Origin of the sequence: uncultured Ruminococcus sp. (assembly GCF_947301925.1) — a bacterium.
Classification (GTDB): domain Bacteria; phylum Bacillota; class Clostridia; order Oscillospirales; family Ruminococcaceae; genus Ruminococcus.
Map to the genome: position 1 here is coordinate 102289 of NZ_CAMYUE010000005.1, position 22416 is coordinate 124704.

Here is a 22416-nt window from a genome sequence, read left to right on the forward strand (position 1 = left end):
TTGCAAAAAAACGGGCATTATGCCCGTTTTTTACATATCGTTCCTGTTTTCCAGAGCCTTGAACAGCGTTACCTCGTCGGCGTATTCAAGTATGCCTCCCACAGGGAGACCGAATGCGAGACGGGTCACCTTTATGCCCATGGGCTTCAGCAGACCGGCTATGTACATTGCGGTAGCGTCGCCCTCAACAGTGGGATTGGTGGCCATAATGACCTCCTCGACGCCGCCCTCCGCTATCCTTGCAAGGAGCTCCTTCACGCGGAGCTTGTCGGGAGTGATGCCGTCCATAGGCGAAAGCAGCCCGTGGAGAACGTGGTATACTCCGCCGTATTCCCTTGTGCGCTCGAAGGCCGTGACGTCCTTGGGGTTCTCGACAACGCAGATGACGCTCCTGTCGCGCTGAGGATCGTCGCAGATAGGGCATATCTCCCTTTCCGTCAGGTTCTGGCAGCACTTGCAGCAGTGAACGTTCTTCTTTGCGTCGATGAGCGCCTTTGCGAAGTCTTCGACAGCCTCCTGATCCATAGACATGACATGGTACGCAAGTCTCTGCGCGGACTTCATGCCTATGCCGGGGAGGGAAGCGAACTTCTCCGCCAGTATCACCAGCGGGAGCGCGTTATGATCTGCCATTATCTATCAGAAAAGGCCGGGGAGAGATACTCCGCCAGTGATCTTGCTCATCTCTGTCTCTGTTGTGTTCTCAACATTGTTGATAGCCTCGTTTACAGCGCTGATGATGAGGTCCTGGAGCATATCTATGTCCTCGGGATCAACAACCTCGGGCTTGAGAGTGAGGGACTTGATGGTCTTCTTGCCTGTGATGGTGACTTCAACTGCACCGCCGCCTGCTGTAGCGGAGAACTCTCTTGCCTCGATGTCCTCCTGGAGCTCAGTGATCTGATCCTGCATCTTCTGAGCCTGCTTGATCATCTGGTTCATATTCTGGGCGCCGCCGCCGTTTACGTTCCTGGGTATTCTTGCTTTCATTTTAAATTCTCCTTTGAAAATGTGTTTTCTTATATAATCAAGCAAATAATATTTGCTTTTTAAGCGTTTTCCTTCTCCACAGCCGTTTCGATCCTGTTCTCCATGGCTTTTCTGATGAGGTTCTCCGCAAGGTTTTTCTGCTCGTTCACCGTGGTGGCACATTTTGCCTTGATTATGAAGCGCTGTCCCAGCACCTTGGCAATGGCCGAGCCCAGTGAAGCGGCATTCTCCTTGACCTTGAACAGATCCATGAAGAAGCGGTTCTGAGCGGTTATGAATATATAATTGCCTGCTGTGCCTGCAAAGGAGCCGTCAAGGCTTCCCGCAACGGCAGGATTTATGAGGCGGAATTCCTCCAGTATCTCTGCCCAGCGCTCGCAGGGGACGATGTCCTCGGCTCTGAGCTTCTTTATGTCTATGGAGGGGATTATCTTCTCGTCGGCAGGAGCCGCGCTGGCCTCCAGCACCTCGGGCTGTTCGGGAGCCTGTCCTGCGGCAGCGGCTGCTGTCGGGGCAGAGGCTATCTTATCCTCCAACTGTTTTATTTTATCATATATTTCGGAATTGTCAATACCCTGAGCCGTATTCACCGTGCCCGAGCACAGTTTTATCAGCGACATCTCGAACTCCACACGCTTGTTCATGGCTCTCTGCATACGTTCGCGGCACTCCTGGAGCATGGATAATCTGTCCATTACTGTGGGGAGGCTGCTCCTGTCGGCAATGGCCTTCAGGCGGTCAAGCTCGTCGGGCATACATACTATCAGCTTTTCCGCAGTCTCGGGAGAGGCCTTCAGCAGCATGACGTTGCGGAGCTGGATTATGAGCTCCTCGCATAGCCTTGTGAGGTCCTTTGACATATCGTAGAGGGAGGCTGTCACAGCCAGCGCCCTTGGGGTATCGGAATCGGATACGGCGTCCAGCATATCGTAGAGGTAGTCCCTGCCTGCGATGCCTGCGGCGTTTGAGACGGCCTCGGCGTTGATGACCTCGGCGCACACCGAGCACTGGTCAAGAAGTGACACCGCGTCACGCATACCGCCGTCAGCCAGCTTTGCTATCATGGCGGCGCCGTCCTCTGTGAGGTCAATATCCTCCTGCTGAGCGATATAGCTTATCCTTTTTGCAATGTCCTCGGCCTTTATCCTGCGGAAATCGTAGCGCTGACAGCGTGATACGATAGTTGCGGGCACCTTGTGTATCTCGGTGGTGGCCAGTATGAACTTCACATAGGGAGGGGGCTCCTCCATTATTTTCAGGAGGGCGTTGAATGCACCCTGAGAGAGCATATGCACCTCATCTATGATGTAGATCTTGTAGGCTCCGCGCTCGGGAGTATAAACTGCGGCATCGCGGAGGTCGCGGATATTGTCCACGCCGTTGTTGGAAGCGGCGTCAATTTCCACTATATCGGTAAGTGCGCCGCTGTCTGCGTCGCGGCAGATATCGCATTCGAGGCAGGGATTGCCGTTTTTCATATTGCGGCAGTTCACGGCCTTTGCGAGGATACGGGCGCAGGTGGTCTTGCCTGTGCCGCGGGAGCCTGTGAAAAGGTAGGCGTGGGCGGTCTTACCGCTGATTATCTGATTTTTCAGGGCTTCGGTGGTGTATTCCTGAGAGATGACGTCGTCGAAGGTAAGGGGACGCCACTTGCGGTAAAGTGCCTTGTACACAGCCTTTTCTCCTTTCATGAATCTTTTGTGCCGCTGCGTTTTGCGGAGTCAAGCATCTCCCTGAAGTAGGACGTGAATTCCACGGGAGAGCTTATATTGTTTACAAGAGCCTGGCGGAAGTATTTCTCGCCGTCCTCAAGTCTGCCCAGCATAACGCTGGCGACGGCGGCTCCGCCAAGTGAATCTGCGTATCTTTCGCGGTTCTCGATGGAGCTTGTGAACCATTCGAGAGCCTTTTCGGGCTGTTCGGCCTTCAGGTAGATGCTGCCTATCTCGAAGCGCATCCTGTCGCGGTACTGGTAGCCCTCCTGCATAAGACTCATGAACAGAGCCTCGGCCTTTGCGGTGCTGCCGTTGGCGCCCAGGCACCTGCCGATGAATATGGGCAGCTCGGGGATATCAAAGCCGTTGTCCCTTGCGGTCTCGTAGCAAATGAGGGCATTGGGCCTTGCGCCCAGAAAGTCGTAGCAGCGTCCGCGGTAGAACTCGTTCACGGCGGTCTCCTTCCGGGTAAGAGCGAAGCGCTCCTCCCTGAGATCGGTGAATACCTCCAGAGCCATGTGGAAATCGTTCTTGTCGAATAGCTCCAGCCCCTTTTCAAAGAACATGGATTTCTTCTTCAGTCCCGTAAATGCGCTGCCGATGATATTCTCGTCCAGTCTGTGGAATATCCTGCGGCTGTACTTTGACAGCTCGTCCGCGGTGCAGAGTATAAGCGAGACCAGGAAGAACAGCAGCATTGCAAGGAGCAGCACATGGGCGCGGAACTCCGCGTCCGCGAAGCCTGTAGCCAGCAGATACGCCGCTGTGACTACAGCCGTCCAGGCAAGGGCTTTCGGAAGGGAACGGTAAATACTTATCAGTACCCTTCTTGTTCTCATGCCGAGTATAGTCAGGAACATACCGCACCTCCGTCTAAAGAAAAATTCCGGAACATAGATGTGCAGGCTTGCTGCGGCACACAACACGCACCGCTTAATGCTGCTCGGTCTCCCGCCTGACATGGTTCACGGGGTCTTGTTGCACAGGGCCCACACATCTATATTTCGGAATTTCATACCCGTTTATACGAGCAGACGATGCTCTTTTAATATGATACCATAAACGGAGAACTTTGTCAAGAATTTTTTTCTTCCCCAAAAGCAGCGGAAAACAGGCGCTTTCCGGCGGTGCGGAGGGCGCATTAATTTTTTTGCTTCTGTGATTGACATTGAATACTGTAAGTGATATAATAAATTATATATGTATATTTGCGGCTGTATGCCGTATAAGATATATAAATGAATATTACCGGAGATAATTAAATTGATAAAAACAGTTAACGGCTTAAAGATAAACTACGAGGAAAAGGGCGAGGGAGACCTCATCGTACTGCTTCACGGCTGGGGCAGCAATATCACCCTTTTCGCCAATATGATGGAGCTTCTCTCAAAGAAGTACAAGGTCGTGGCTATGGATATGCCCGGCTTCGGAAAGAGCGAGGAGCCGAAAGAGGTTTGGGACGTCAGCGCCTATGTGCAGTTCGTCATCGACTTCCTGAAGGACTATGATACAAAGGAAGTTATGCTCCTGGGTCACAGCTTCGGCGGCAGAGTTATCATAAAAATGCACAGCCGCGATGACCTGCCCTTTAAGGTGACAAAGGTCATACTTGTGGACAGTGCAGGCATTATGCCGCCCAAAACCAACAAGAAGACATGGCGTCAGCGCTATTACAAGCTGGGAAGGACTGTCCTTTCATGGGGCATTGTGAAGAAATTCGCTCCCGACGCCCTGGAGAACTTCCGCAAGAAAATGGGAAGCGCGGACTACGCCGCAGCTTCGCCCATGATGAGACAGGTCATGGTAAAGGTGGTCAACGAGGACTTAGAGCCCTACCTGCCCAATATCAAGGCTCCTACTCTGCTTGTATGGGGCGTCAACGATACGGCTACTCCCCTTTCCGACGGTGAGAAAATGGAGAAGCTCATTCCCGACGCAGGCCTTGTAAAGCTGGAAAACGCAGGACATTATTCCTTTTTGGAGCAGCAGTTCACCTTTAACCGAGTGATGTGCAGCTTTATGAAGATCGAAGAATAACTGTGCAGGGACGGCCTCTGGTCGTCCGCGGGCAATATCGAACTCACGGACGCGAATTGCGCGTCCCTGAAAATAGCTCTAATAGATAAAGGAGACTTTTAATGAATTTGGTTTTATGGATAATATACGCGGTCATTGCGCTGGGAGCCACGGTATTTCTGGGGCTGAGGGAGTTCCATATGCTCCAGCTCAACGGCTACAAGACTCCCGAGCATTCACGCTGGATGAAGAAAAACGCAAGGCGCTATATACTGCCTGCGGTGCTGTTCGTGGTGCAGTTCGCACTGCTTTTCCTTCACGGCGGCGCGGCTGTGGCACTTATAATAGTGCTGAGCCTTTTCAATATCATCATCGGACTGCTCAACAAGCCGGGCAAGAAGTTCAAGAAGCCTCTGGTTTATACAGCCCGAATGAAGCGCATGATGGTTACATTCTGTATCCTCGTTGCCGTTTATTATGTCATAGCTGTCCTTAAAGGCGAAACTACGGTATATATATGCCGTATATGGAATGAAGCTCATACGGAATTCACCTACGATTCCATGGAAAAGCGCTGGTTCGCAAACGGACTTCCCTATATTCTTGCAGGCTCTGCACTGTATGTGACTCCCCTGCTTGTCCCCCTTTCCAATCTTATCAACAAACCTGTGGAAAAGGCGGTACAGAACTGGTATATCAACGACGCAAAGCGCATACTCTCCGAGTGTCCCGCGCTTCACAAGGTGGGTATCACGGGAAGCTACGGCAAGACCAGCATGAAGTTCTACCTTGACGAGCTGCTCAATTCCCAGTACAACACGCTGAAAACTCCCGAGAGCTTCAACACTCCCATGGGAGTTACCATAACCATACGCCGCGATTTAAAGCCCACACACGAGTACTTCATCTGTGAAATGGGCGCAAGACGAGTTCATGAGATAAAGGAACTCTGCGGCATTGCAGATCCCCACGACGGTATCATTACTTCCGTGGGACCTCAGCACCTTGAGACATTCGGCTCTATCGAGAACGTGGTAAATACCAAGTTTGAGCTTGCCGACCATGTAAAGGCTAAGGGCGGAAAGATTTACCTCAACGGCGACAACGAGCTTATCCGCAGGAAAGCTCCCGAGTACCCCAATGCAGTGCTCTACGGTCTGAACGAGGGCAACCACTACCGCGCAACCGATATAAGCGTATCCGACAGGGGCACGGAGTTCACGGTAACTGCTCCCGACGGCGAGAGCAGGCGATTCTCCATGAAGCTCCTGGGCGAGCACAACGTTCAGAACGTCCTCGGAGCTATCGCCTACGCAAACGGCACGGGCATATCACTTGAAAAGCTGACGCTTCCCGTCAAGCGTATCGCCGCAGTTCCCCACAGATTACAGCTTCTCGACAAGGGCGGCAATATGACCTTTATCGACGACGCCTACAACTCCAACCCCAGCGGCTGCCGCGCAGCTCTTAATGTTCTGGGACTTTTCGACGCCTGCCGTATACTGGTAACTCCGGGTATGGTAGAGCTTGGCGCAAAGCAGGAGGAACTGAACTTTGAGTTCGGACAGGAAGCTGCCAAAGCCTGCGACCACATAGTTCTTGTGGGCAAGAATCAGACAGTTCCGATCTATAACGGCATAAAGGACGCAGGCTATAATATGGACGAGGTTTTCGTTGCGGACAGCCTTAACGAGGCTCTCGACCATGTAAGAGCATATCAGACGGACAGGAAGAAGATAGTTCTTCTTGAAAACGACCTGCCCGACAACTACTGATAAATGCATAATTATTGTGTCCGCCTGCGCGGATGAATTATGAATGACACACTGTAGGGGACGCCGCCCTCGGCGTCCCGCGAAACACATTATATAACCAATGGGAGCCCGAGGGCGGGCTCTCCTACAAGCTAAGGGCTAAGGGCTCAAAAAAGGAGTAGTTACAATGAAGATCAATCTTGCAGTTCTTTTCGGCGGAAGAAGCGTTGAGCACGAGGTATCGGTTATCTCGGCAGTTCAGGCTATGGCCAGCATAAACAAGGAAAAGTATAATATCATACCCGTATATATGACGAAAAAGAGCGAATTCTGGACAGGCGAGAAGCTCATGGACATCAACAGCTTCAAGGATATCCCCGCACTTCTCAAGGAGTGCACTGAGTGCGTTTTCGTAAGAAGCGAGGGCAAGGTGCAGCTTATCCGCCAGAAGATGAAGAAGTTCGGCTCCAATGTCATCTCCGATATCGACGTTGCCTTCCCCATCGTTCACGGCACCAACGTAGAGGACGGCGCTTTGCAGGGCTATCTCCAGACACTTGACCTGCCCTATGTAGGCTGCGACGTTCTGGCCTCTGCTGTGGGCATGGATAAGTTTGTTATGAAGATACTCCTCAAGGACGCAGGCTTCCCCGTGCTGGACTGCTGCCGCTTCTCCTCATACGAGATAAACGAAATGGACAGAATGGTGGAGGAAGTGGAGAAGAAGTTTGGCTATCCCGTTATCGTAAAGCCTATCAATCTCGGTTCAAGCGTTGGTATCTCCAAGGGCAAGGACAGGGACAGCCTTATAAAGTCTATCGAGGAGGCCTTCGAGTTCGCTGACCGTATCCTCATCGAGCCCTGCGTTGTACAGCTGAAGGAGATAAACTGCGCCGTAGTCGGCGACAGCGAGTCCGCAGAGGCCTCCGTATGCGAGGAGCCCGTACAGGCAAGCGGTGACGATATACTCAGCTACGACCAGAAGTACGTCGGCGGCGGAAAGGGCGGCAGCAAGGGCATGGCTACCCTCAAGAGAAAGATACCTGCCGATATCACTGCGGAGCAGGACGAGTTCATCAGAAAGACCGCTGTTGACGCATTCCGCTATCTGGGTCTCAACGGCGTTACCCGTATTGATTTCATGATGGATATGGCCACAGACAAGATCTACATAAACGAGATAAACACTATCCCCGGCTCTCTGGCATTCTACCTCTGGGAGCCCAAGGGCGTCAAGTATACAGAGCTTCTGGAAAGACTTATCCAGCTCTCTCTCAAGCGCTACAGACAGGGAGAGAAGATAAGCTACACCTTCGATACCAATATCCTTTCAATGGGAGGAAGCTTCGGCTCAAAGGGCAGCAAGCGCTGAGATCCTTGTCAATGATCGGAGGAGGTCACAATGAATATCGGTTTTCTGCCGAGAGCAAAAGACATCACAGACTCAGAGTTCTCTGAACCTGCACCTAAGATAAGGACGAGAGGTTTAGTGGGAAGCTTGAATATTCCAAACAAGATGCTTTTTGCCTTATTTCTGTGTTCGGTCCCGGCACTGCTCCGTTCGCCGCATATAGGTCTGATTCTCATCGGAGTAATGCTCATTATTTCAGTTCTCAGCAAACACGAGTATGGCTATGATCGTATTTCCAATGATGAGGTCGTTGAGACAAGCAGTCTGGGTTCTTTCTTGATCTGTTCGATCTTTTGGCTTCCGGGTATTTTCTTTGTACTGGCAGGTGTTTGTCTTTTTCTGAAAAAATACTTCAATAAAGATCTCAATATTCCGGTAGCACAGATGATACTGTTCATGTTTGTAATATTCGGATTGATAGTTCTGGGAATGGTGATATACATTATCGGAGTATTTGCTGCCAATTCCGGAAGACGAAAGAAGTGTACTCTGCCCGTGAAGGCCGAGCCCTGCGGATATACTGAAACGCCGGGCGGATCCGACTCGTATACCTCCTATCCCATGTTCAAGTATCACTATAACGGGCGCGTATATCGGTTTATCGCAAAGGACTATTCCTACTGCCAGACAGTTTCTTCAAATAAGACCGGGGATTTTGAAGTATTCATAAATCCCGATAAACCGGATGTCTATTATGCCGAGCATCTTTTCGGGATTGAAGAGCGGGGAGATTACAGTGGAGAATGATTTTTTGCCGGGAGCAGAAAGGCTGCCCTCAGACTAACGATTCCTGCAGTACTGCTATGACGAGACCCTGGAGGTGTATGAATGAGTTTGATGGAGGATCCGTCCAAGGAAGATAAGGATTATTTCAGATACAGAGATGATCTGTATTACATCTGGATCGCTGTTACTGTTTTTATGATAATCGGAGGCATTATTGCGGCGGGTATCGTATCGGAAACGGGACACAGATTCATTGCGGGCTATGTTTTCTGGGGAGGGCTGTTCGCAAGTATGGTTACAGGTTCAATAGCCTACTTCACTCCGCTGATGAACCTGAAAAAGCGTATTGCTTATCTCGATAAGCGCTGCACTGTAAGTGTGAAGGGAAGGTGTATCCGCAGCGGCGAGACCTCGTACTATCAGGCACGTCTGTCCAAGCGCATAGCTCCTTTTTACCGCAAGCCCGATGACGGCACCTCCGAGACCGACGAGCGCAGTGAGATATACTATGATCCCGAATATGCCGCAGAATATGAAGGAAAGGTATATCATCTCTGTGAAAAGCGTCTTTCCGTGTATCCTGTGGCTGAGGACAGTGAGCGTATCCTCCGCGTGGATCCGGAGGAACCGGAGGTCTTCTATGACGAGAACAGGTATGCCGCAGAGCTGAAAATGGCAAAGGAGAACTCACGGGAGGGCTTCGGGATTATGATAAAGCTGTTTATCGGTGCTTTCATAGTATTTGCAATATCTGAATTTATAAGGTGAGCTTTATAAGGCCGTTCCTGAAAACAGCGTTGCTTATCGCTGTATTTACATCGCCGTTGTGGTTTATTAAAGTGCTGGACTTCATTGCCGAACATATATAAAAGCATATAATATATCATTATAAGGAGGGTTTAACATGACCGAAAAAGAAAAAATGGAGTCGGGTGAGCTTTACATCTCCACCGACAGAGAGCTCGTAAACGACAGGATTAAGGCTAAGAAGCTGTGTGCGGAATTCAACGCTTCCGAGTTCAATGACTTCCAGAAAAGGGAGAGGATACTCAACAGACTGTTGGCTCTAAAGGGCGCAAATACTTCCATAGAGCCCGATTTCTTCTGCGATTACGGATATAACATAATACTTGGAGACAATTTCAACGCAAATCACAATCTTGTAATACTTGACGCGGCCGATGTATCCTTCGGAGATAATGTTTTTATCAGTCCCAACTGCGGATTCTATACCACGGAGCTCCCCATTGACGCCGCTTCAAGAAATCAGGGACTGGAATACGCAAAGCCCATAAAGGTAGGCAGCAATGTCTGGATAGGCGGCGGCGTTACCGTTCTGGCAGGAGTTACCATCGGCGATAATGTAGTTATCGGAGCAGGCAGCGTAGTCACAAAGGATATCCCCCCGAACTGCGTGGCAGCAGGAAATCCCTGCGTTCCCACAAAGACAATAGACGCTTCCGCAAAGACGGCGGCGGAAAAGGCTCCCACAGGCGAAAAGGCCTCGGCAATAGCAGACAATGATATAAAAACGGCGCCGAAGCCCCAGGAGGCTCCCCGCAGAAAGCGCGTTGAGCTCACAAGGATAGACACGCCCCAGAACGGCGGCTTCTACGACAGAAAGAAATAACGAAAGAAGGCTGATCCATGAACACCCTGCACTTCAAATATGCAGTTGAGATCGAAAAAACACGTTCCATAACACAGGCTGCCGAGAACCTCTATATGGCTCAGCCCAATCTGAGCAAGGCCATAAAGGAGCTGGAGAACAATCTCGGCATAACCATATTCCGACGTACCTCCAAGGGCGTTATCCCCACGGATCAGGGACTGAAATTCCTTGAGTACGCCAAGCAGATACTCATTCAGATAGACAATATGGAGTCCATACACTCCCCCGACAAGCCCAAGAACAGCCGTCTGCGCATATCAGTGCCGAGAACGGGCTATATCTCCAAGGCCTTTTCGGACTATATCGCCTCGCTGAATACTCCCGAGGATATGGAGATATTCTTCTGCGAGACCAACTCCCTGAGAACTATCGAGAACGTCCGCGAGAACGGCTACGATTTCGGCGTTATACGCTATAATGCCGCCCATGAGAAGTATTTCTCGGACTTCCTTGCTGAAAAGAACCTTGACGGCAAGCTGCTGTGGGAATTCAGTATGCTGGCGGTTATGTCTGCCGAGCACCCTGCCGCAGAGGCGGAGTCCATAACCTATGCGGATCTGTCCTGCAACTATACCGAACTGGGACAGGGCGACGAGGCGGTGCCCTATGTTTCGGGAGCCGTTGAAAAGCTCTATGCCGCCAACAGACCTGCGGACGTCCCCGTGCGCAAGGTGTGTATGTACGACCGCGGAAGCGCTCTGGACTTCCTCCTCACCGTGCCCCAGGCCTTTATGCTGGATTCTCCCATGCCTGCGGGACTCTGCGGAAAGTACGGACTGGTGCAGAGAAAGTGCGCCTTCCCCGACAACAGCTTCAAGGACATGATAATCTACGCCTCGGGACACAAGCTTTCCGACAATGAGCTGAAGCTGGTGAACAGGCTTTACGAGGTGAGAAACGAAAGTGCCTTTGCGGAATACAAGTAAGCTATATAAAAAAGTGTATAGGCGTATTCTGGCAATGAATATAACTCACTGTGTTCAGAACAGTATAAACAGGGCGGCATGAAGCCGCCCTTTTTCATATTTTTCCCACATTTCTTCCTGTGAGAAGCCTTATGCTGACAATCGTCAGGAAGATATTCGGTCGAAAAATATCGATATCGGAATATCGATATTCCGCTGTTATATTTGTGCGAAGGTATCATTTTGTGATATAATATTGAATATATCGATGCTGAGCCTGTATCTGCGGCGGTCAATGGGGACGGCTGCGGAAATGACCTGCACAGTAAATCTATTTGCAAGGAAGGTATGGACTATGTTTGAAATTCTTGAAAAAAGAAGCCTCAATCCCACTGTTACCCTTATGCGCATAAACGCTCCCAAGGTAGCAAGGAAGGCTGAACCCGGACAGTTCATAATATTAAGAACAGACGCCGACGGAGAGCGTATACCGCTCACTATCGCTGATTTCGACCGCACAAGCGGCTCGGTTACTATCATTTTCCAGATAGTCGGCGCTACAACAGAAAAGCTCAATCACCTCAATGAGGGCGACTGCCTTCAGGACTTCGTTGGTCCTCTCGGCAGAGCTACAGAGACAGAGGGCCTGAAGAAGGTTGCTGTTGTCGGCGGCGGCGTGGGCTGCGCTATCGCTTACCCCGTTGCAAAGAAGCTCCACGAGCTGGGCGTTGAGGTACACTCCATAGTAGGCTTCAGAAGCAAGGATCTCGTTATCCTGGAGGACGAATTCAAGGCTTCCAGCTCAAAGTTCGTGCTCATGAGCGACGACGGAACAGCAGGCGAGAAGGGCCTCGTTACCGACGCTCTCAAGAAGCTCATCGACAGCGGCGAGAAGTACGACAGAGTCATCACTATCGGTCCCCTTATCATGATGAAGTTCGTCTGTAAGCTGACTAAGGAGTATGAGATACCCACGGTTGCTTCCATGAACCCCATAATGATCGACGGTACGGGAATGTGCGGCGGCTGCCGTCTCACAGTCGGCGGCCAGACAAAGTTCGCCTGCGTTGACGGTCCCGAATTCGACGGCCATCTCATCGACTTCGACGAGGCTATGGCAAGAGGCGCTATGTATAAGCCCTTCGAGCGCCACGCCCACGAAGAAGCCTGCAATCTGTTCAAGGAGGTAAAGTAATATGCCCAATATGTCACCTACAAGAAACGAGATGCCTGTACAGGCTCCCGATGTGAGAAACAAGAACTTCAGCGAGGTAGCTCTCGGTTACACCGAGGAGCAGGCTATAGACGAGGCAAAGAGATGCCTTAACTGTAAGAACAAGCCCTGCTCAACAGGCTGTCCCGTACAGATAGATATCCCTGCATTCATCGCTCAGGTAGCTGAGGGCAATTTCGCAGAGGCATACAAGATAATCACAAAGTCAAGCTCTCTCCCTGCTGTATGCGGCAGAGTATGCCCCCAGGAGACACAGTGCGAGAGCAAGTGCGTAAGAGGCATCAAGGGCGAGCCCGTTGCTATCGGCCGTCTTGAGCGCTTCGTTGCCGACTGGCACAACGCACAGCCCGAGACAGCTCCCGAAGTCCCCGCAAAGAACGGCCACAAGGCTGCTGTTATCGGTTCGGGTCCTTCAGGTCTTGCCTGCGCAGGCGACCTTGCAAAGAAGGGCTATGACGTTACTATATTCGAGGCTCTCCACGTTGCGGGAGGAGTTCTCTCCTACGGTATCCCCGAGTTCAGACTTCCCAAGTCCATCGTTCAGAAGGAGATAGGCGGTCTCAAGGCTCTGGGCGTAAAGGTGGAGACAAATACAGTAGTTGGCAAGACTATCTCCGTTGACGAGCTCATGAAGGAGGAGGGCTTTGAGTCCGTATTCATCGGCTCGGGCGCAGGTCTCCCCAGATTCATGAATATCCCCGGCGAGAACCTTAACGGCGTATATTCCGCTAACGAGTTCCTCACCCGTATCAACCTCATGAAGGCATACAAGGAAGGCAGCGCTACTCCCATAAAGGCAGGCACAAAGGCTGTTATCGTAGGCGGCGGAAACGTTGCTATGGACGCAGCCCGCTGCGCTAAGAGACTGGGCGCTGAGGTATATATCGTATACAGACGTACAGAGGCCGAGCTCCCTGCAAGAGCAGAGGAAGTAGAGCACGCAAAGGAAGAGGGCATCATCTTCAAGTTCCTCACAAATCCCGTTGAGATAACTGCTACAGACGACGGCTGGGTAAAGAGCGTTCACTGCCAGCAGATGGAGCTCTCCGAGCCCGACGCTTCAGGCAGAGCAAAGCCTGTTCCGATAGAGGGCGCATTCATCGATATCGACGCTGACTGCGTTATCATGTCTATCGGTACATCGCCCAATCCCCTTATCAAGTCCACTACAGAGGGCCTTGACACCCAGAAGTGGGGCGGTATCATCGCCGACGAGGACGGCCTTACCTCAAAGGAGGGCGTATACGCAGGCGGCGACGCAGTAACCGGCGCTGCTACTGTTATTCTGGCTATGGGCGCAGGCAAGAAGGCTGCCGCAGCTATGGATGAATATATGCAGAAAAAGTGAGCCCTCTGACGGAGGTACACCATGAATAAGAATATTACCTCACAGACACTCTCGCGTCTGCCAGTGTACTTCAATTACCTTGTTTCGCTGCCCCAGGAGAGAAAGAACGGAAATATCTCCGCAACGGCCATTGCAGAGGCTCTCGGCCTCAATGATGTGCAGGTCAGGAAGGATCTGGCCTCGGTCAGCAGCGGCGGCCGTCCCAAGGTGGGCTATTCCGCCTCGGAGCTCATGAGCGATATCGGCAGGTTCCTCGGCTTTGAGAACCACGACAGGGTAGTGGTGGCAGGCATGGGCAACTTCGGCAGAGCTATGCTGGAGTATAACGGCTTTCAGGCCTACGGCTTCGATATAGTATGCGGCTTTGACTGCAACAGGGAGCGCGTGGGCAGCACCATAAACGGCAGGCCTGTCCGTCATATCGACGAGATGGACAGCTTTTGCAGGGATAACGATATCCGTATAGGTATCATCACCGTACCCGAGACAGCTGCGCAGGAGGTCTGCGACCGTATGGCACAGGCGGGGATAAAGTATATCCTCAACTTTGCCGCAGTACATATCAACGCTCCAAAGGGCGTTGCGGTGCATAACGAGAATATATCCCTGACCCTTGCCATGCTGGCAAGATGTCACTAAAAAGAAAAAGCAGGCGCGTTGAACCGTGCCTGCTTTTGTATTTAGTCTGTGCTGATTTCGATATTTTCGTCCTCGCTCTCGATCTCGGTGTTGAATTCACCGCCGAAGGACAGCTCCATATCCTCGGGGATAGGAGTGAATTCGTCCACCTTTGAAAGGTAGATCATGAAGCCCTCCTCTTCCTCTTCATCCGCGATGATAAGTCTGTCGCCGTCCTTTTTGAGAGTCATCATTTCCTCATTGGCTTCAAAGGTAACGCCTTCGCCTGCCTGTGCCTTCAGTTTCTCGATCTCCTCATCAGCCAGGGATACAGATACGGAATCGCTTCCGTTTACTTCCCATTTGAGCTTCAGGGGACCGTCTTCGCCGAAGAATCCCGAATAGAGGAACGAAAAGAACGAACCTGTATTGTCTTCGCTGAGCTCGATCTGGTACAGAGCATAAGCGTCTACGCCCATGAGGTTGTTGGTGCTCTCCCCGTCTGATACGATCTCGTCGCACTGCCATTTTCCTACAAAGTCAGCTGCTTCGGCCTTATCACCGGCCTTGTCTTTGGTGTCGGCTTCTGTGGTTGCAGCCGCTGTGGTGGTATCTGATGCGGAAGATTTTGTTTTCTCCTTTTCAGAGTCTCCGCAGCCTGCAAAGGCCGAGAGCACAAGAACGAGAGCTGCTGATAAACTTACGATTTTTTTCATGATAAAATCCCTCCTGATCATGTTACGGAGGTCTTAATAACTTGTGTTGAGTTCATTTGACCTCCTGACAACTGCATTATATCACAAAGAAATGAAAATGTCAAGTTTTTGACAATTTTTGCTTTGGGGCACTTTTTGCCTGTAGCAGGTCAAATCGTCCAAACTTGTTGGTATATGATAACAATTAGCTGCTGCGGCACAGGCAGGAAAACCGGGCCGCTGCAATGCGGCTGTGAAGCTGCTTATGGAACGGGTATGCCGTAATAGTATGCCGTTATTCCGGCTTTTTGCATATTCCCTAAAATTGTACCGGCCGTAAAAGATATTTTCTATATTGCATTTTGTCAGGATTTATGTTATTATATAAGGTAAGAAGTTGCGCCATGACGATTCATGGCAAATATATCAACGTACATTTTCAGTGTACGGGTCAGGAGAATAATATGCCAAAAAGACAGGATATTAACAAGATCATGATAATCGGCTCGGGTCCTATCATAATCGGCCAGGCCTGCGAGTTTGACTACTCGGGCACTCAGGCCTGCAAGGCTCTTCGCAAGCTGGGCTATGAGATAGTTCTCGTAAACTCGAACCCCGCAACTATCATGACAGATCCCGATGTTGCTGATATTACTTACATCGAGCCTCTCAACCTCGAAAGACTTACACAGATAATCGAAAAGGAGCGCCCCGACGCTCTCCTTCCCAACCTGGGCGGTCAGTCAGGTCTCAACCTCTGCTCCGAGCTGGACAAGGCAGGCGTACTCAAGCAGTACGGCGTTCAGGTAATAGGCGTTCAGGTAGACGCTATCGAGCGCGGCGAGGACCGTATCGAATTCAAGAACGCCATGAGCGCTCTCGGTATCGGTATGCCCAAGAGCGAGGTAGCTTACTCCGTTGACGAGGCTGTAAAGATAGCTGAAAAGCTGAAATATCCTGTAGTTCTCCGTCCTGCCTACACCATGGGCGGCGCAGGCGGCGGAATGGTTTACAATGTAGATGAGCTCAAGGTAGTCTGTGCAAGAGGCCTTCAGGCTTCTCTCGTAGGACAGGTACTGGTCGAGGAATGTATCTTCGGCTGGGAGGAGCTTGAGCTTGAGGTAGTTCGTGACGCCGAGAACAACAAGATCACGGTATGCTTCATCGAGAACATCGATCCTATCGGCGTTCACACAGGCGATTCCTTCTGCTCCGCACCTATGCTCACCATCCCCGAGGACGTTCAGAAGGAGCTCCAGGAGATGTCATACAGGATCATCGAGTCTATCGAGGTAATAGGCGGCTGTAACTGCCAGTTCGCAAGAGACCCCGAGACAGGACGCATCGTCGTTATCGAGATCAACCCCAGAACTTCACGTTCTTCCGCACTTGCTTCCAAGGCAACAGGCTTCCCCATAGCTCTCGTATCCGCTATGCTGGCCTGCGGTCTCACACTGAAGGATATCCCCTGCGGCAAGTACGGCACTCTTGACAAGTATGTTCCCGACGGAGATTATATCGTTATCAAGTTCGCTCGCTGGGCTTTCGAGAAGTTCAAGGGCGCTGAGGACAAGCTGGGCACTCAGATGAGAGCCGTAGGCGAGGTAATGAGCATCGGCAAGACCTACAAGGAGGCATTCCAGAAGGCTATCCGCTCACTGGAGACAGGCCGCTACGGTCTCGGCTTTGCTAAGAACTTCAATAATATGACCAAGGAGGAGCTCCTTTCAGAGCTTCGTTATCCCACCAGCGAGAGACAGTTCGTTATGTACGAGGCTCTCCGCAAGGGCGCAACAGTTGACGAGCTCCACGAGCTCACAAAGATAAAGAAGTACTTCATCGAGCAGATGAAGGAGCTTGTTGACGAGGAGGAGGCTCTCCTCAAGAACAAGGGCGCTGTTCCCGCAGACGACGTTCTCAGACAGGCTAAGCTGGACGGCTTCTCAGACCGTTACCTCAGCTCTATCCTCGGCGTTACCGAGGAGGAGATAAGAAATGCCCGCACTGCTATTGGCGTAAAGGAAGCATGGGAGGGCGTTCATGTAAGCGGTACGGAGAATGCGGCTTACTACTACTCAACATATCACCTTGACGAGGACAAGAGCCCTGTCAATACAGACAAGCCCAAGATCATGATACTGGGCGGCGGTCCCAACAGAATAGGTCAGGGTATCGAATTCGACTACTGCTGCGTTCACGCTGCTCTGGCTCTCAAGAAGCTGGGCTTTGAGTCGATCATCGTAAACTGCAACCCCGAGACAGTTTCCACCGACTATGATACATCGGATAAGCTCTATTTCGAGCCCCTTACCCTTGAGGACGTTCTGGCTATCCACGAGAAGGAGAAGCCCGTGGGCGTTATCGCTCAGTTCGGCGGACAGACTCCCCTTAACCTTGCCAACGACCTGAAGAAGTACGGCGTGAATATCCTGGGTACAACTCCCGAGACCATCGACTTGGCAGAGGACAGAGACCACTTCCGCGCTATGATGGACAAGCTGGGCATTCCTATGCCCGAGGCCGGCATGGCTGTAAATGCCGATGAGGCTATCGCTATCGCAAACAAGATAGGCTATCCCGTAATGGTTCGTCCTTCCTACGTTCTCGGCGGACGCGGCATGGAGATCGTTCACGACGACGAGATGATGAGAGTATACATGAATGCGGCTGTTGGCGTAACTCCCGACAGACCTATCCTCATCGACCGCTTCCTCAACCACGCTACAGAGTGCGAGGCTGACGCTATCTCAGACGGTACAAACTGCTTCGTTCCCTGCGTTATGGAGCATATCGAGCTTGCAGGCGTACATTCGGGCGACTCCGCTTGTATCCTGCCTTCAAAGAACCTGACAGAGAAGCAGGTAGCTACCATCAAGGAGTACACAAAGAAGATCGCTGTTGAGATGAACGTATGCGGTCTTATGAATATGCAGTACGCTATCGAGGGCGATACGGTATACGTTCTCGAGGCTAATCCCCGTGCATCAAGAACAGTTCCGCTGGTATCAAAGGTTTGCGACATCAACATGGTACGTATCGCAACAGATATAATAACTTCAAAGCTCACAGGCAGACCTTCACCCGTACCCGAGCTCAAGGACAAGCAGATCGGTCACTACGGCGTCAAGGAGGCTGTATTCCCCTTCAATATGTTCCAGGAGGTTGATCCCCTTCTCGGACCCGAGATGCGTTCAACAGGCGAAGTTCTCGGTATTTCTCCTTCCTTCGGCGAGGCTTACTACAAGGCTCAGGAGGCTACAAAGAACAAGCTCCCTCTGGAGGGAACAGTTCTCCTCAGCGTATGCGACAGAGACAAGCCCGAGCTTGTGGATATCGCTAAGTCCTTCAACGAGCTTGGCTTCAAGGTCATCGCTACAGGCAAGAGCTACGAGATGATAAAGGAAGCAGGCATACCCTGCGAGAAGATCTTCAAGATCTACGAGGGACGTCCCAATATCGCAGACCAGATCGCAAACGGCGAGATCCAGATGATAATAAATACTCCCGCAGGCAAGACCAGCGCTCATGACGACAGCTACATCAGAAAGGCTGCTATCAAGCACAGAGTTCCCTATATGACCACTATGGCTGCTGCAAAGGCAAGCGCAGAGGGCATAAAGGCTATCAAGAACAATACTCATCTCGGCGTAAAGTCGCTTCAGGCTCATCACGCTGATATCAAGTAAGGATAATAAAATGGATAACAATTACAATAACGGTTCCGGGAACAACGGTACGCAGAATACAGGCACAGATCCATATAACAACGGCCAGCCCAACTATGGCGGCCAGCCCAATTATGGCAATCAGCCCAACTACAGTGGCCAGCCCAACTATGGCAGTCAGCCCAACTACGGCGGCCAGCCCAACTATGGCGGCCAGCCTAACTACGGAGGCCAGCCCTATTACGGAGGCCAGCCCAACTTCTATAATCAGATGCTCAACGATCCCTATGCTCAGCCCCCGGTTGATTCTACAGGCGGAAAGGCTATTGCTTCACTGGTAATGAGTATAATCAGTTGTTTTACCTTCTGTGTTCCTGTTGCCGGCATATGTATGAGCCTTATCGGTCTTATCCTGGGTATACAGGGACTCAAGGGCGGAAAAAGAGGAATGGCCATTGCAGGAGTTGTAATTTCAAGTATATCCCTCTTTGTAGCTGTCATAACCTTTATTTTCTTCGTGATCGGCGTTATAGAAGAGATGTAACGGCTTCACATTCAGTTTTCCCTTAGGCAAGTGACATAACAGACACGACAAAGAGAAAAAGTGAAGGAGTTTCGTAAAATGGATAACAACTACAATAACGACCCAAATAATAACGGCCAGAGCGGTTACAGCAACGCCCAGAACGGTTACGATAACCAGAGCGGCTACAGCAACGCTCAGAACGGTTACGACAATCAGGGCGATTACAGCAACGCTCAGAACGGTTATAACAATCAGGGCGGTTACAGCAACGCCCAGAACGGTTACAATAATCAGGGCGGCTACAACAACGGTCAGGGACAGAACTATTCCGATCCCTACGGCTCGCCTCAGAATTACGGCGGAGCTCCCGATTTCTACGGTAACCTGAACAACAGCGATCCTTTCAATGACAACAGCGGAAAGGCTACCGCTTCAATGGTATGCGGTATCATCAGCCTTGTTCTGTGGTGTATCCCCATAGCAGGCTTAGCGCTTGGAATAGTAGCTGTTACTCTCGGAACAAAGAGTAAGGATTCCATGAATGGCGGAAGAGCAAAAGCAGGTTTTATAATGGGATGTATCGGACTTGGATTATCTGTTATCAACTGGATAGCGGGAACCATTTTAGCATTGAGATGATAAAAAAGCGCCGTCAGAGGAAAGCTTCCTCCGACGGCGTTGTTGTATAATAAGAAAAGCCTCCGTATACGGAGGCTTTTTCGGTATGTAATTACTTCTTTTCCTTGAGAAGGTCCCTGATCTCTGTGAGAAGAACTTCTTCCTTCGGAGGCTCTGCGGGCTTCTCCTCTTCCTTCTTCTTGCCGATGCTCATGAGCTTGTTTACTGCCTTGACCATAAGGAAAATGCAGAAAGCCATGATGAGGAAGTTGATGATAGCTGTTACGAAGTGACCCCAGTTGAGATACTGGCCTGTGTCGCCCAGCTTGATCTTGCCGCCGACCTCAGCTCCGCCTATACAGGCGATGAGGGGGTTGATGAAATCCTCTGTAAGAGCTGTAACGATATTACCGAAAGCAGCACCGATGATAACGCCGACTGCCATATCCATTACGTTGCCCTTGAGAGCAAATTCCTTGAATTCCTGTAAAAACTTCTTCATTTTTTACAACATCTCCTTAATAGAAAATATGATTTATTAAATTTCCGGCAAGCCGGGAATTTCCGCTTGTTTTTTTGATTTTTTGGCCTTCATCGATTCGGGGAGCTCAATGGCGTCGATCTCGTCGTTGTAGGTCTTGGGTTTCTTAGGCATAGCCTCCACCGCGTGATCTGCCTGAGCCATGATCGCCTCGGTGTGCTCGGTGGTATTAGCTTCAAGCTCCTCTGCATTGGCGGTATCTGCCTTGTTCATTATGTTCCACGCCTTGCCCTTTTCGTAGGTGCGGAGTTCGCTGGCGTCCACATTCTTTGTGGGGCGCATATAATCCACGTGCTTTTCCTGCTTTTTGGCTTCAAGCTTGTCGGGATCGGCTGTTCCTGCCACCTTCATATAGAGCTTGTTGAACTTTGCGGGCTCGTTCTTTCTAAGCTTGCTTGCGTCCACAAGAGGCGTATCGTTCATGTAAGCGTCCTTTTTCTTTTCAAAGCGCTTCATGCCCTCGATCTCGTCGCCGCGCTTTCCGAAGAAGTCGTCGGTGGAGTCTGCCGCAGCGTGTTCTGTAGCCTTGCCGCCGTCGAAGAACTCCCAGAAATCATCGGGGACCTCTACCTTTTCCTTATCCTCTGCGGGAGGGGGAGGAACGGGCTTGCGCTGGGTGAACTGTCCTGCGGGAGCGCCGGGCATACCTGTCATAGCGGGACCCTCGGGCTTGTCGGGAGCCTGGGGCTGGCCGTACATCACGGGCTGTCCGTAAATGGGCATACCGCTGGGGTCATAGCCTATTATCTGAGGCTGTGCGTACATCATGGGCTGGCCGTAAATGGGCATACCGCTGGGATCGTAGCCTATTATCTGAGGCTGAGCATACATCACGGGCTGTCCGTAAATGGGCATACCGCTGGGGTCGTAGCCTATTACGGGAGGCTGACCGTACATCATGGGCTGTCCGTATACTGGCATACCGTTCATCTGAGCGGAGCCGTTCTGGGGCGGTATACCCTGCATACCGCCCTGCGGAGGTACAGCGCCCATCATACCCTGCTGAGGGGGAAGTCCCTGCATACCGCCCTGAGGAGGTACAGCGCCCATCATGCCCTGCTGAGGGGGAAGTCCCTGCATACCGCCCTGTGGCGGAACAGCGCCCATCATACCCTGCTGAGGGGGAAGTCCCTGCATACCGCCCTGCGGAGGAACAGCGTTCATCATGCCCTGCTGAGGGGGAAGTCCCTGCATACCGCCCTGCGGCGGAACAGCGCCCATCATGCCCTGCTGAGGGGGGAGTCCCTGCATACCGCCCTGCGGCGGTACGGCACCCATCATGCCCTGTGGAGGCATAGCGTTCATCATGCCGTGGCGGGGCTGGGGACGGGGCATACCCTGATTTATCATCTGAGCCTGTCTTACCGCCTGTGACTGCTCGGGCAGGGTAACTCTGCCTGTGTCGAGCTTGGGGATAAACGGCTCGTCGAAGCTGCTGAAATCAAATTCCTCGTCTGAGTCATTCAGCTCATCGGCGGTATACAGATCGGAAGAAGAATCTCGTGAAAATGTGTCGTTTATAGTAAAAGTGCCGCTTCCGAAGGTAAAGCCTCCCGAAGCAGGATCTTCCTCAGAATGATAGCCGCCCATATCAACCTGTTCGATGTTGATATCCTGCGGATCGTCAAGATTGACTCCGCATTTCACGCAGAATCTGAAACCCGCTTCGTTGTCAGTTCCGCATCGGGGACATTTCATAGAAATCACTCCTTAAAGTGAAAATACAGCACAGATCAAACGATAGTGAAAACTGCCGCAAAAAGATATATCGGCTCAAAGCCGAGGCTATATTATCACAATATACATTATAGCATTAATTTAATTCTTTTTCAAGAGCTTGAGTAAAAGATTGTGCAATACAGCATTAAAACCCACCGCGTTTTTGTACAGATTAACACTATATAACGGCTTTATGGGGATTTTCGGTAATTATATAGGGCTTTTCAGGGAAAGTCCGGGGGAAGTTTTTTGTGAAAACGACA

Annotated in this window: 20 protein-coding genes and 1 other RNA gene; 13 read left to right on the top strand and 8 right to left on the bottom strand. The window is 51.2% G+C overall.

Features of this window, described 5'->3' with window-relative positions; genetic code table 11:
- Positions 1-30: 30 nt before the first annotated feature.
- The 5 genes from recR to ffs form a co-directional block, all read right to left on the bottom strand.
- Positions 31-633 (bottom strand): recombination mediator RecR, encoded by a 603-nt coding sequence (gene recR / locus Q0Y65_RS08430; RefSeq protein ID WP_297958840.1) that lies wholly within the window; start codon positions 631-633, stop codon positions 31-33.
- A gap of 6 nt (positions 634-639) precedes the next feature.
- Positions 640-990, bottom strand: a complete 351-nt coding sequence (locus Q0Y65_RS08435; RefSeq protein WP_297958841.1) for a YbaB/EbfC family nucleoid-associated protein — start codon at positions 988-990, stop codon at positions 640-642.
- 59 nt (positions 991-1049) lie between these two features.
- A complete protein-coding gene (dnaX, locus tag Q0Y65_RS08440; RefSeq protein ID WP_297958842.1) occupies positions 1050-2663 on the bottom strand; it encodes a DNA polymerase III subunit gamma/tau in 1614 nt (537 codons plus the stop codon).
- A 14-nt stretch (positions 2664-2677) separates the two neighbouring features.
- On the bottom strand, positions 2678-3565 hold the full coding sequence (locus Q0Y65_RS08445) for a tetratricopeptide repeat protein (RefSeq protein ID WP_297958843.1): 888 nt from the start codon (positions 3563-3565) through the stop codon (positions 2678-2680).
- A gap of 36 nt (positions 3566-3601) precedes the next feature.
- Positions 3602-3700: signal recognition particle sRNA small type (gene ffs, locus Q0Y65_RS08450), an RNA gene on the bottom strand.
- Positions 3701-3968: 268 nt separating this feature from the next.
- On the opposite strand from ffs, the gene Q0Y65_RS08455 reads away from it, so the two are divergent.
- The 10 genes from Q0Y65_RS08455 (at position 3969) to Q0Y65_RS08500 (ending at position 14410) form a co-directional block, all read left to right on the top strand.
- A complete protein-coding gene (locus Q0Y65_RS08455; protein WP_297958844.1) occupies positions 3969-4742 on the top strand; it encodes an alpha/beta fold hydrolase in 774 nt (257 codons plus the stop codon).
- 101 nt (positions 4743-4843) lie between these two features.
- Entirely contained in the window at positions 4844-6496 is a 1653-nt protein-coding gene (gene murF, locus Q0Y65_RS08460) for a UDP-N-acetylmuramoyl-tripeptide--D-alanyl-D-alanine ligase (RefSeq protein ID WP_297958845.1), read from the top strand.
- Between the two features lie 166 nt (positions 6497-6662).
- Positions 6663-7847: a D-alanine--D-alanine ligase family protein gene (locus tag Q0Y65_RS08465; protein ID WP_297958846.1), complete on the top strand. Its 1185-nt coding sequence runs from the start codon at positions 6663-6665 to the stop codon at positions 7845-7847.
- Between the two features lie 30 nt (positions 7848-7877).
- Positions 7878-8633, top strand: a complete 756-nt coding sequence (locus Q0Y65_RS08470) for a hypothetical protein (protein ID WP_297958847.1) — start codon at positions 7878-7880, stop codon at positions 8631-8633.
- A gap of 81 nt (positions 8634-8714) precedes the next feature.
- Positions 8715-9380 carry a hypothetical protein gene (locus Q0Y65_RS08475; protein WP_297958848.1) on the top strand — a complete coding sequence of 222 codons (666 nt, stop codon included), beginning with the start codon at positions 8715-8717 and terminating at the stop codon, positions 9378-9380.
- Positions 9381-9516: 136 nt separating this feature from the next.
- A complete protein-coding gene (locus tag Q0Y65_RS08480; RefSeq protein ID WP_363293533.1) occupies positions 9517-10242 on the top strand; it encodes a sugar O-acetyltransferase in 726 nt (241 codons plus the stop codon).
- Positions 10243-10259: 17 nt separating this feature from the next.
- Positions 10260-11210, top strand: coding sequence for a LysR family transcriptional regulator (locus Q0Y65_RS08485; protein ID WP_297958849.1), 951 nt, complete (start codon positions 10260-10262; stop codon positions 11208-11210).
- Positions 11211-11544: 334 nt separating this feature from the next.
- Positions 11545-12384, top strand: a complete 840-nt coding sequence (locus Q0Y65_RS08490; protein WP_297958850.1) for a sulfide/dihydroorotate dehydrogenase-like FAD/NAD-binding protein — start codon at positions 11545-11547, stop codon at positions 12382-12384.
- A 1-nt stretch (position 12385) separates the two neighbouring features.
- Complete coding sequence (gene gltA, locus Q0Y65_RS08495; protein ID WP_297958851.1) at positions 12386-13771, top strand: NADPH-dependent glutamate synthase; 1386 nt, start codon at positions 12386-12388, stop codon at positions 13769-13771.
- 21 nt (positions 13772-13792) lie between these two features.
- Positions 13793-14410 (top strand): redox-sensing transcriptional repressor Rex, encoded by a 618-nt coding sequence (locus tag Q0Y65_RS08500; RefSeq protein WP_297958852.1) that lies wholly within the window; start codon positions 13793-13795, stop codon positions 14408-14410.
- Between the two features lie 41 nt (positions 14411-14451).
- On the opposite strand, the gene Q0Y65_RS08505 is transcribed toward Q0Y65_RS08500, so the two are convergent.
- Entirely contained in the window at positions 14452-15105 is a 654-nt protein-coding gene (locus Q0Y65_RS08505) for a hypothetical protein (RefSeq protein ID WP_297958853.1), read from the bottom strand.
- A gap of 443 nt (positions 15106-15548) precedes the next feature.
- Between Q0Y65_RS08505 and carB the strand changes: the two genes are divergently transcribed.
- The 3 genes from carB to Q0Y65_RS08520 all read left to right on the top strand — a co-directional run bounded on the left by carB (position 15549) and on the right by Q0Y65_RS08520 (position 19914).
- Positions 15549-18770 carry a carbamoyl-phosphate synthase large subunit gene (carB, locus tag Q0Y65_RS08510; RefSeq protein ID WP_297958854.1) on the top strand — a complete coding sequence of 1074 codons (3222 nt, stop codon included), beginning with the start codon at positions 15549-15551 and terminating at the stop codon, positions 18768-18770.
- 10 nt (positions 18771-18780) lie between these two features.
- Positions 18781-19293: a DUF4190 domain-containing protein gene (locus tag Q0Y65_RS08515; RefSeq protein ID WP_297958855.1), complete on the top strand. Its 513-nt coding sequence runs from the start codon at positions 18781-18783 to the stop codon at positions 19291-19293.
- A 78-nt stretch (positions 19294-19371) separates the two neighbouring features.
- Entirely contained in the window at positions 19372-19914 is a 543-nt protein-coding gene (locus Q0Y65_RS08520; protein WP_297958856.1) for a DUF4190 domain-containing protein, read from the top strand.
- 91 nt (positions 19915-20005) lie between these two features.
- On the opposite strand, the gene mscL is transcribed toward Q0Y65_RS08520, so the two are convergent.
- Positions 20006-20395 (bottom strand): large conductance mechanosensitive channel protein MscL, encoded by a 390-nt coding sequence (gene mscL, locus Q0Y65_RS08525; RefSeq protein ID WP_297958857.1) that lies wholly within the window; start codon positions 20393-20395, stop codon positions 20006-20008.
- A gap of 36 nt (positions 20396-20431) precedes the next feature.
- Positions 20432-22132 carry a zinc-ribbon domain-containing protein gene (locus Q0Y65_RS08530; protein WP_297958858.1) on the bottom strand — a complete coding sequence of 567 codons (1701 nt, stop codon included), beginning with the start codon at positions 22130-22132 and terminating at the stop codon, positions 20432-20434.
- Positions 22133-22416: the final 284 nt, after the last annotated feature.

What these genes read in the sequence shown, in the direction of transcription:
- recR (WP_297958840.1), bottom strand. Translation starts at nt 633, where the DNA reads ATGGCAGATCATAACGCGCTCCCGCTGGTGATACTGGCGGAGAAGTTC.
- Q0Y65_RS08435 (WP_297958841.1), bottom strand. Translation starts at nt 990, where the DNA reads ATGAAAGCAAGAATACCCAGGAACGTAAACGGCGGCGGCGCCCAGAAT.
- Q0Y65_RS08445 (WP_297958843.1), bottom strand. Translation starts at nt 3,565, where the DNA reads ATGTTCCTGACTATACTCGGCATGAGAACAAGAAGGGTACTGATAAGT.
- murF (WP_297958845.1), top strand. Translation starts at nt 4,844, where the DNA reads ATGAATTTGGTTTTATGGATAATATACGCGGTCATTGCGCTGGGAGCC.
- Q0Y65_RS08465 (WP_297958846.1), top strand. Translation starts at nt 6,663, where the DNA reads ATGAAGATCAATCTTGCAGTTCTTTTCGGCGGAAGAAGCGTTGAGCAC.
- Q0Y65_RS08470 (WP_297958847.1), top strand. Translation starts at nt 7,878, where the DNA reads ATGAATATCGGTTTTCTGCCGAGAGCAAAAGACATCACAGACTCAGAG.
- Q0Y65_RS08475 (WP_297958848.1), top strand. Translation starts at nt 8,715, where the DNA reads ATGAGTTTGATGGAGGATCCGTCCAAGGAAGATAAGGATTATTTCAGA.
- Q0Y65_RS08480 (WP_363293533.1), top strand. Translation starts at nt 9,517, where the DNA reads ATGACCGAAAAAGAAAAAATGGAGTCGGGTGAGCTTTACATCTCCACC.
- Q0Y65_RS08485 (WP_297958849.1), top strand. Translation starts at nt 10,260, where the DNA reads ATGAACACCCTGCACTTCAAATATGCAGTTGAGATCGAAAAAACACGT.
- Q0Y65_RS08490 (WP_297958850.1), top strand. Translation starts at nt 11,545, where the DNA reads ATGTTTGAAATTCTTGAAAAAAGAAGCCTCAATCCCACTGTTACCCTT.
- gltA (WP_297958851.1), top strand. Translation starts at nt 12,386, where the DNA reads ATGCCCAATATGTCACCTACAAGAAACGAGATGCCTGTACAGGCTCCC.
- Q0Y65_RS08500 (WP_297958852.1), top strand. Translation starts at nt 13,793, where the DNA reads ATGAATAAGAATATTACCTCACAGACACTCTCGCGTCTGCCAGTGTAC.
- Q0Y65_RS08505 (WP_297958853.1), bottom strand. Translation starts at nt 15,105, where the DNA reads ATGAAAAAAATCGTAAGTTTATCAGCAGCTCTCGTTCTTGTGCTCTCG.
- carB (WP_297958854.1), top strand. Translation starts at nt 15,549, where the DNA reads ATGCCAAAAAGACAGGATATTAACAAGATCATGATAATCGGCTCGGGT.
- Q0Y65_RS08515 (WP_297958855.1), top strand. Translation starts at nt 18,781, where the DNA reads ATGGATAACAATTACAATAACGGTTCCGGGAACAACGGTACGCAGAAT.
- Q0Y65_RS08520 (WP_297958856.1), top strand. Translation starts at nt 19,372, where the DNA reads ATGGATAACAACTACAATAACGACCCAAATAATAACGGCCAGAGCGGT.
- mscL (WP_297958857.1), bottom strand. Translation starts at nt 20,395, where the DNA reads ATGAAGAAGTTTTTACAGGAATTCAAGGAATTTGCTCTCAAGGGCAAC.
- Q0Y65_RS08530 (WP_297958858.1), bottom strand. Translation starts at nt 22,132, where the DNA reads ATGAAATGTCCCCGATGCGGAACTGACAACGAAGCGGGTTTCAGATTC.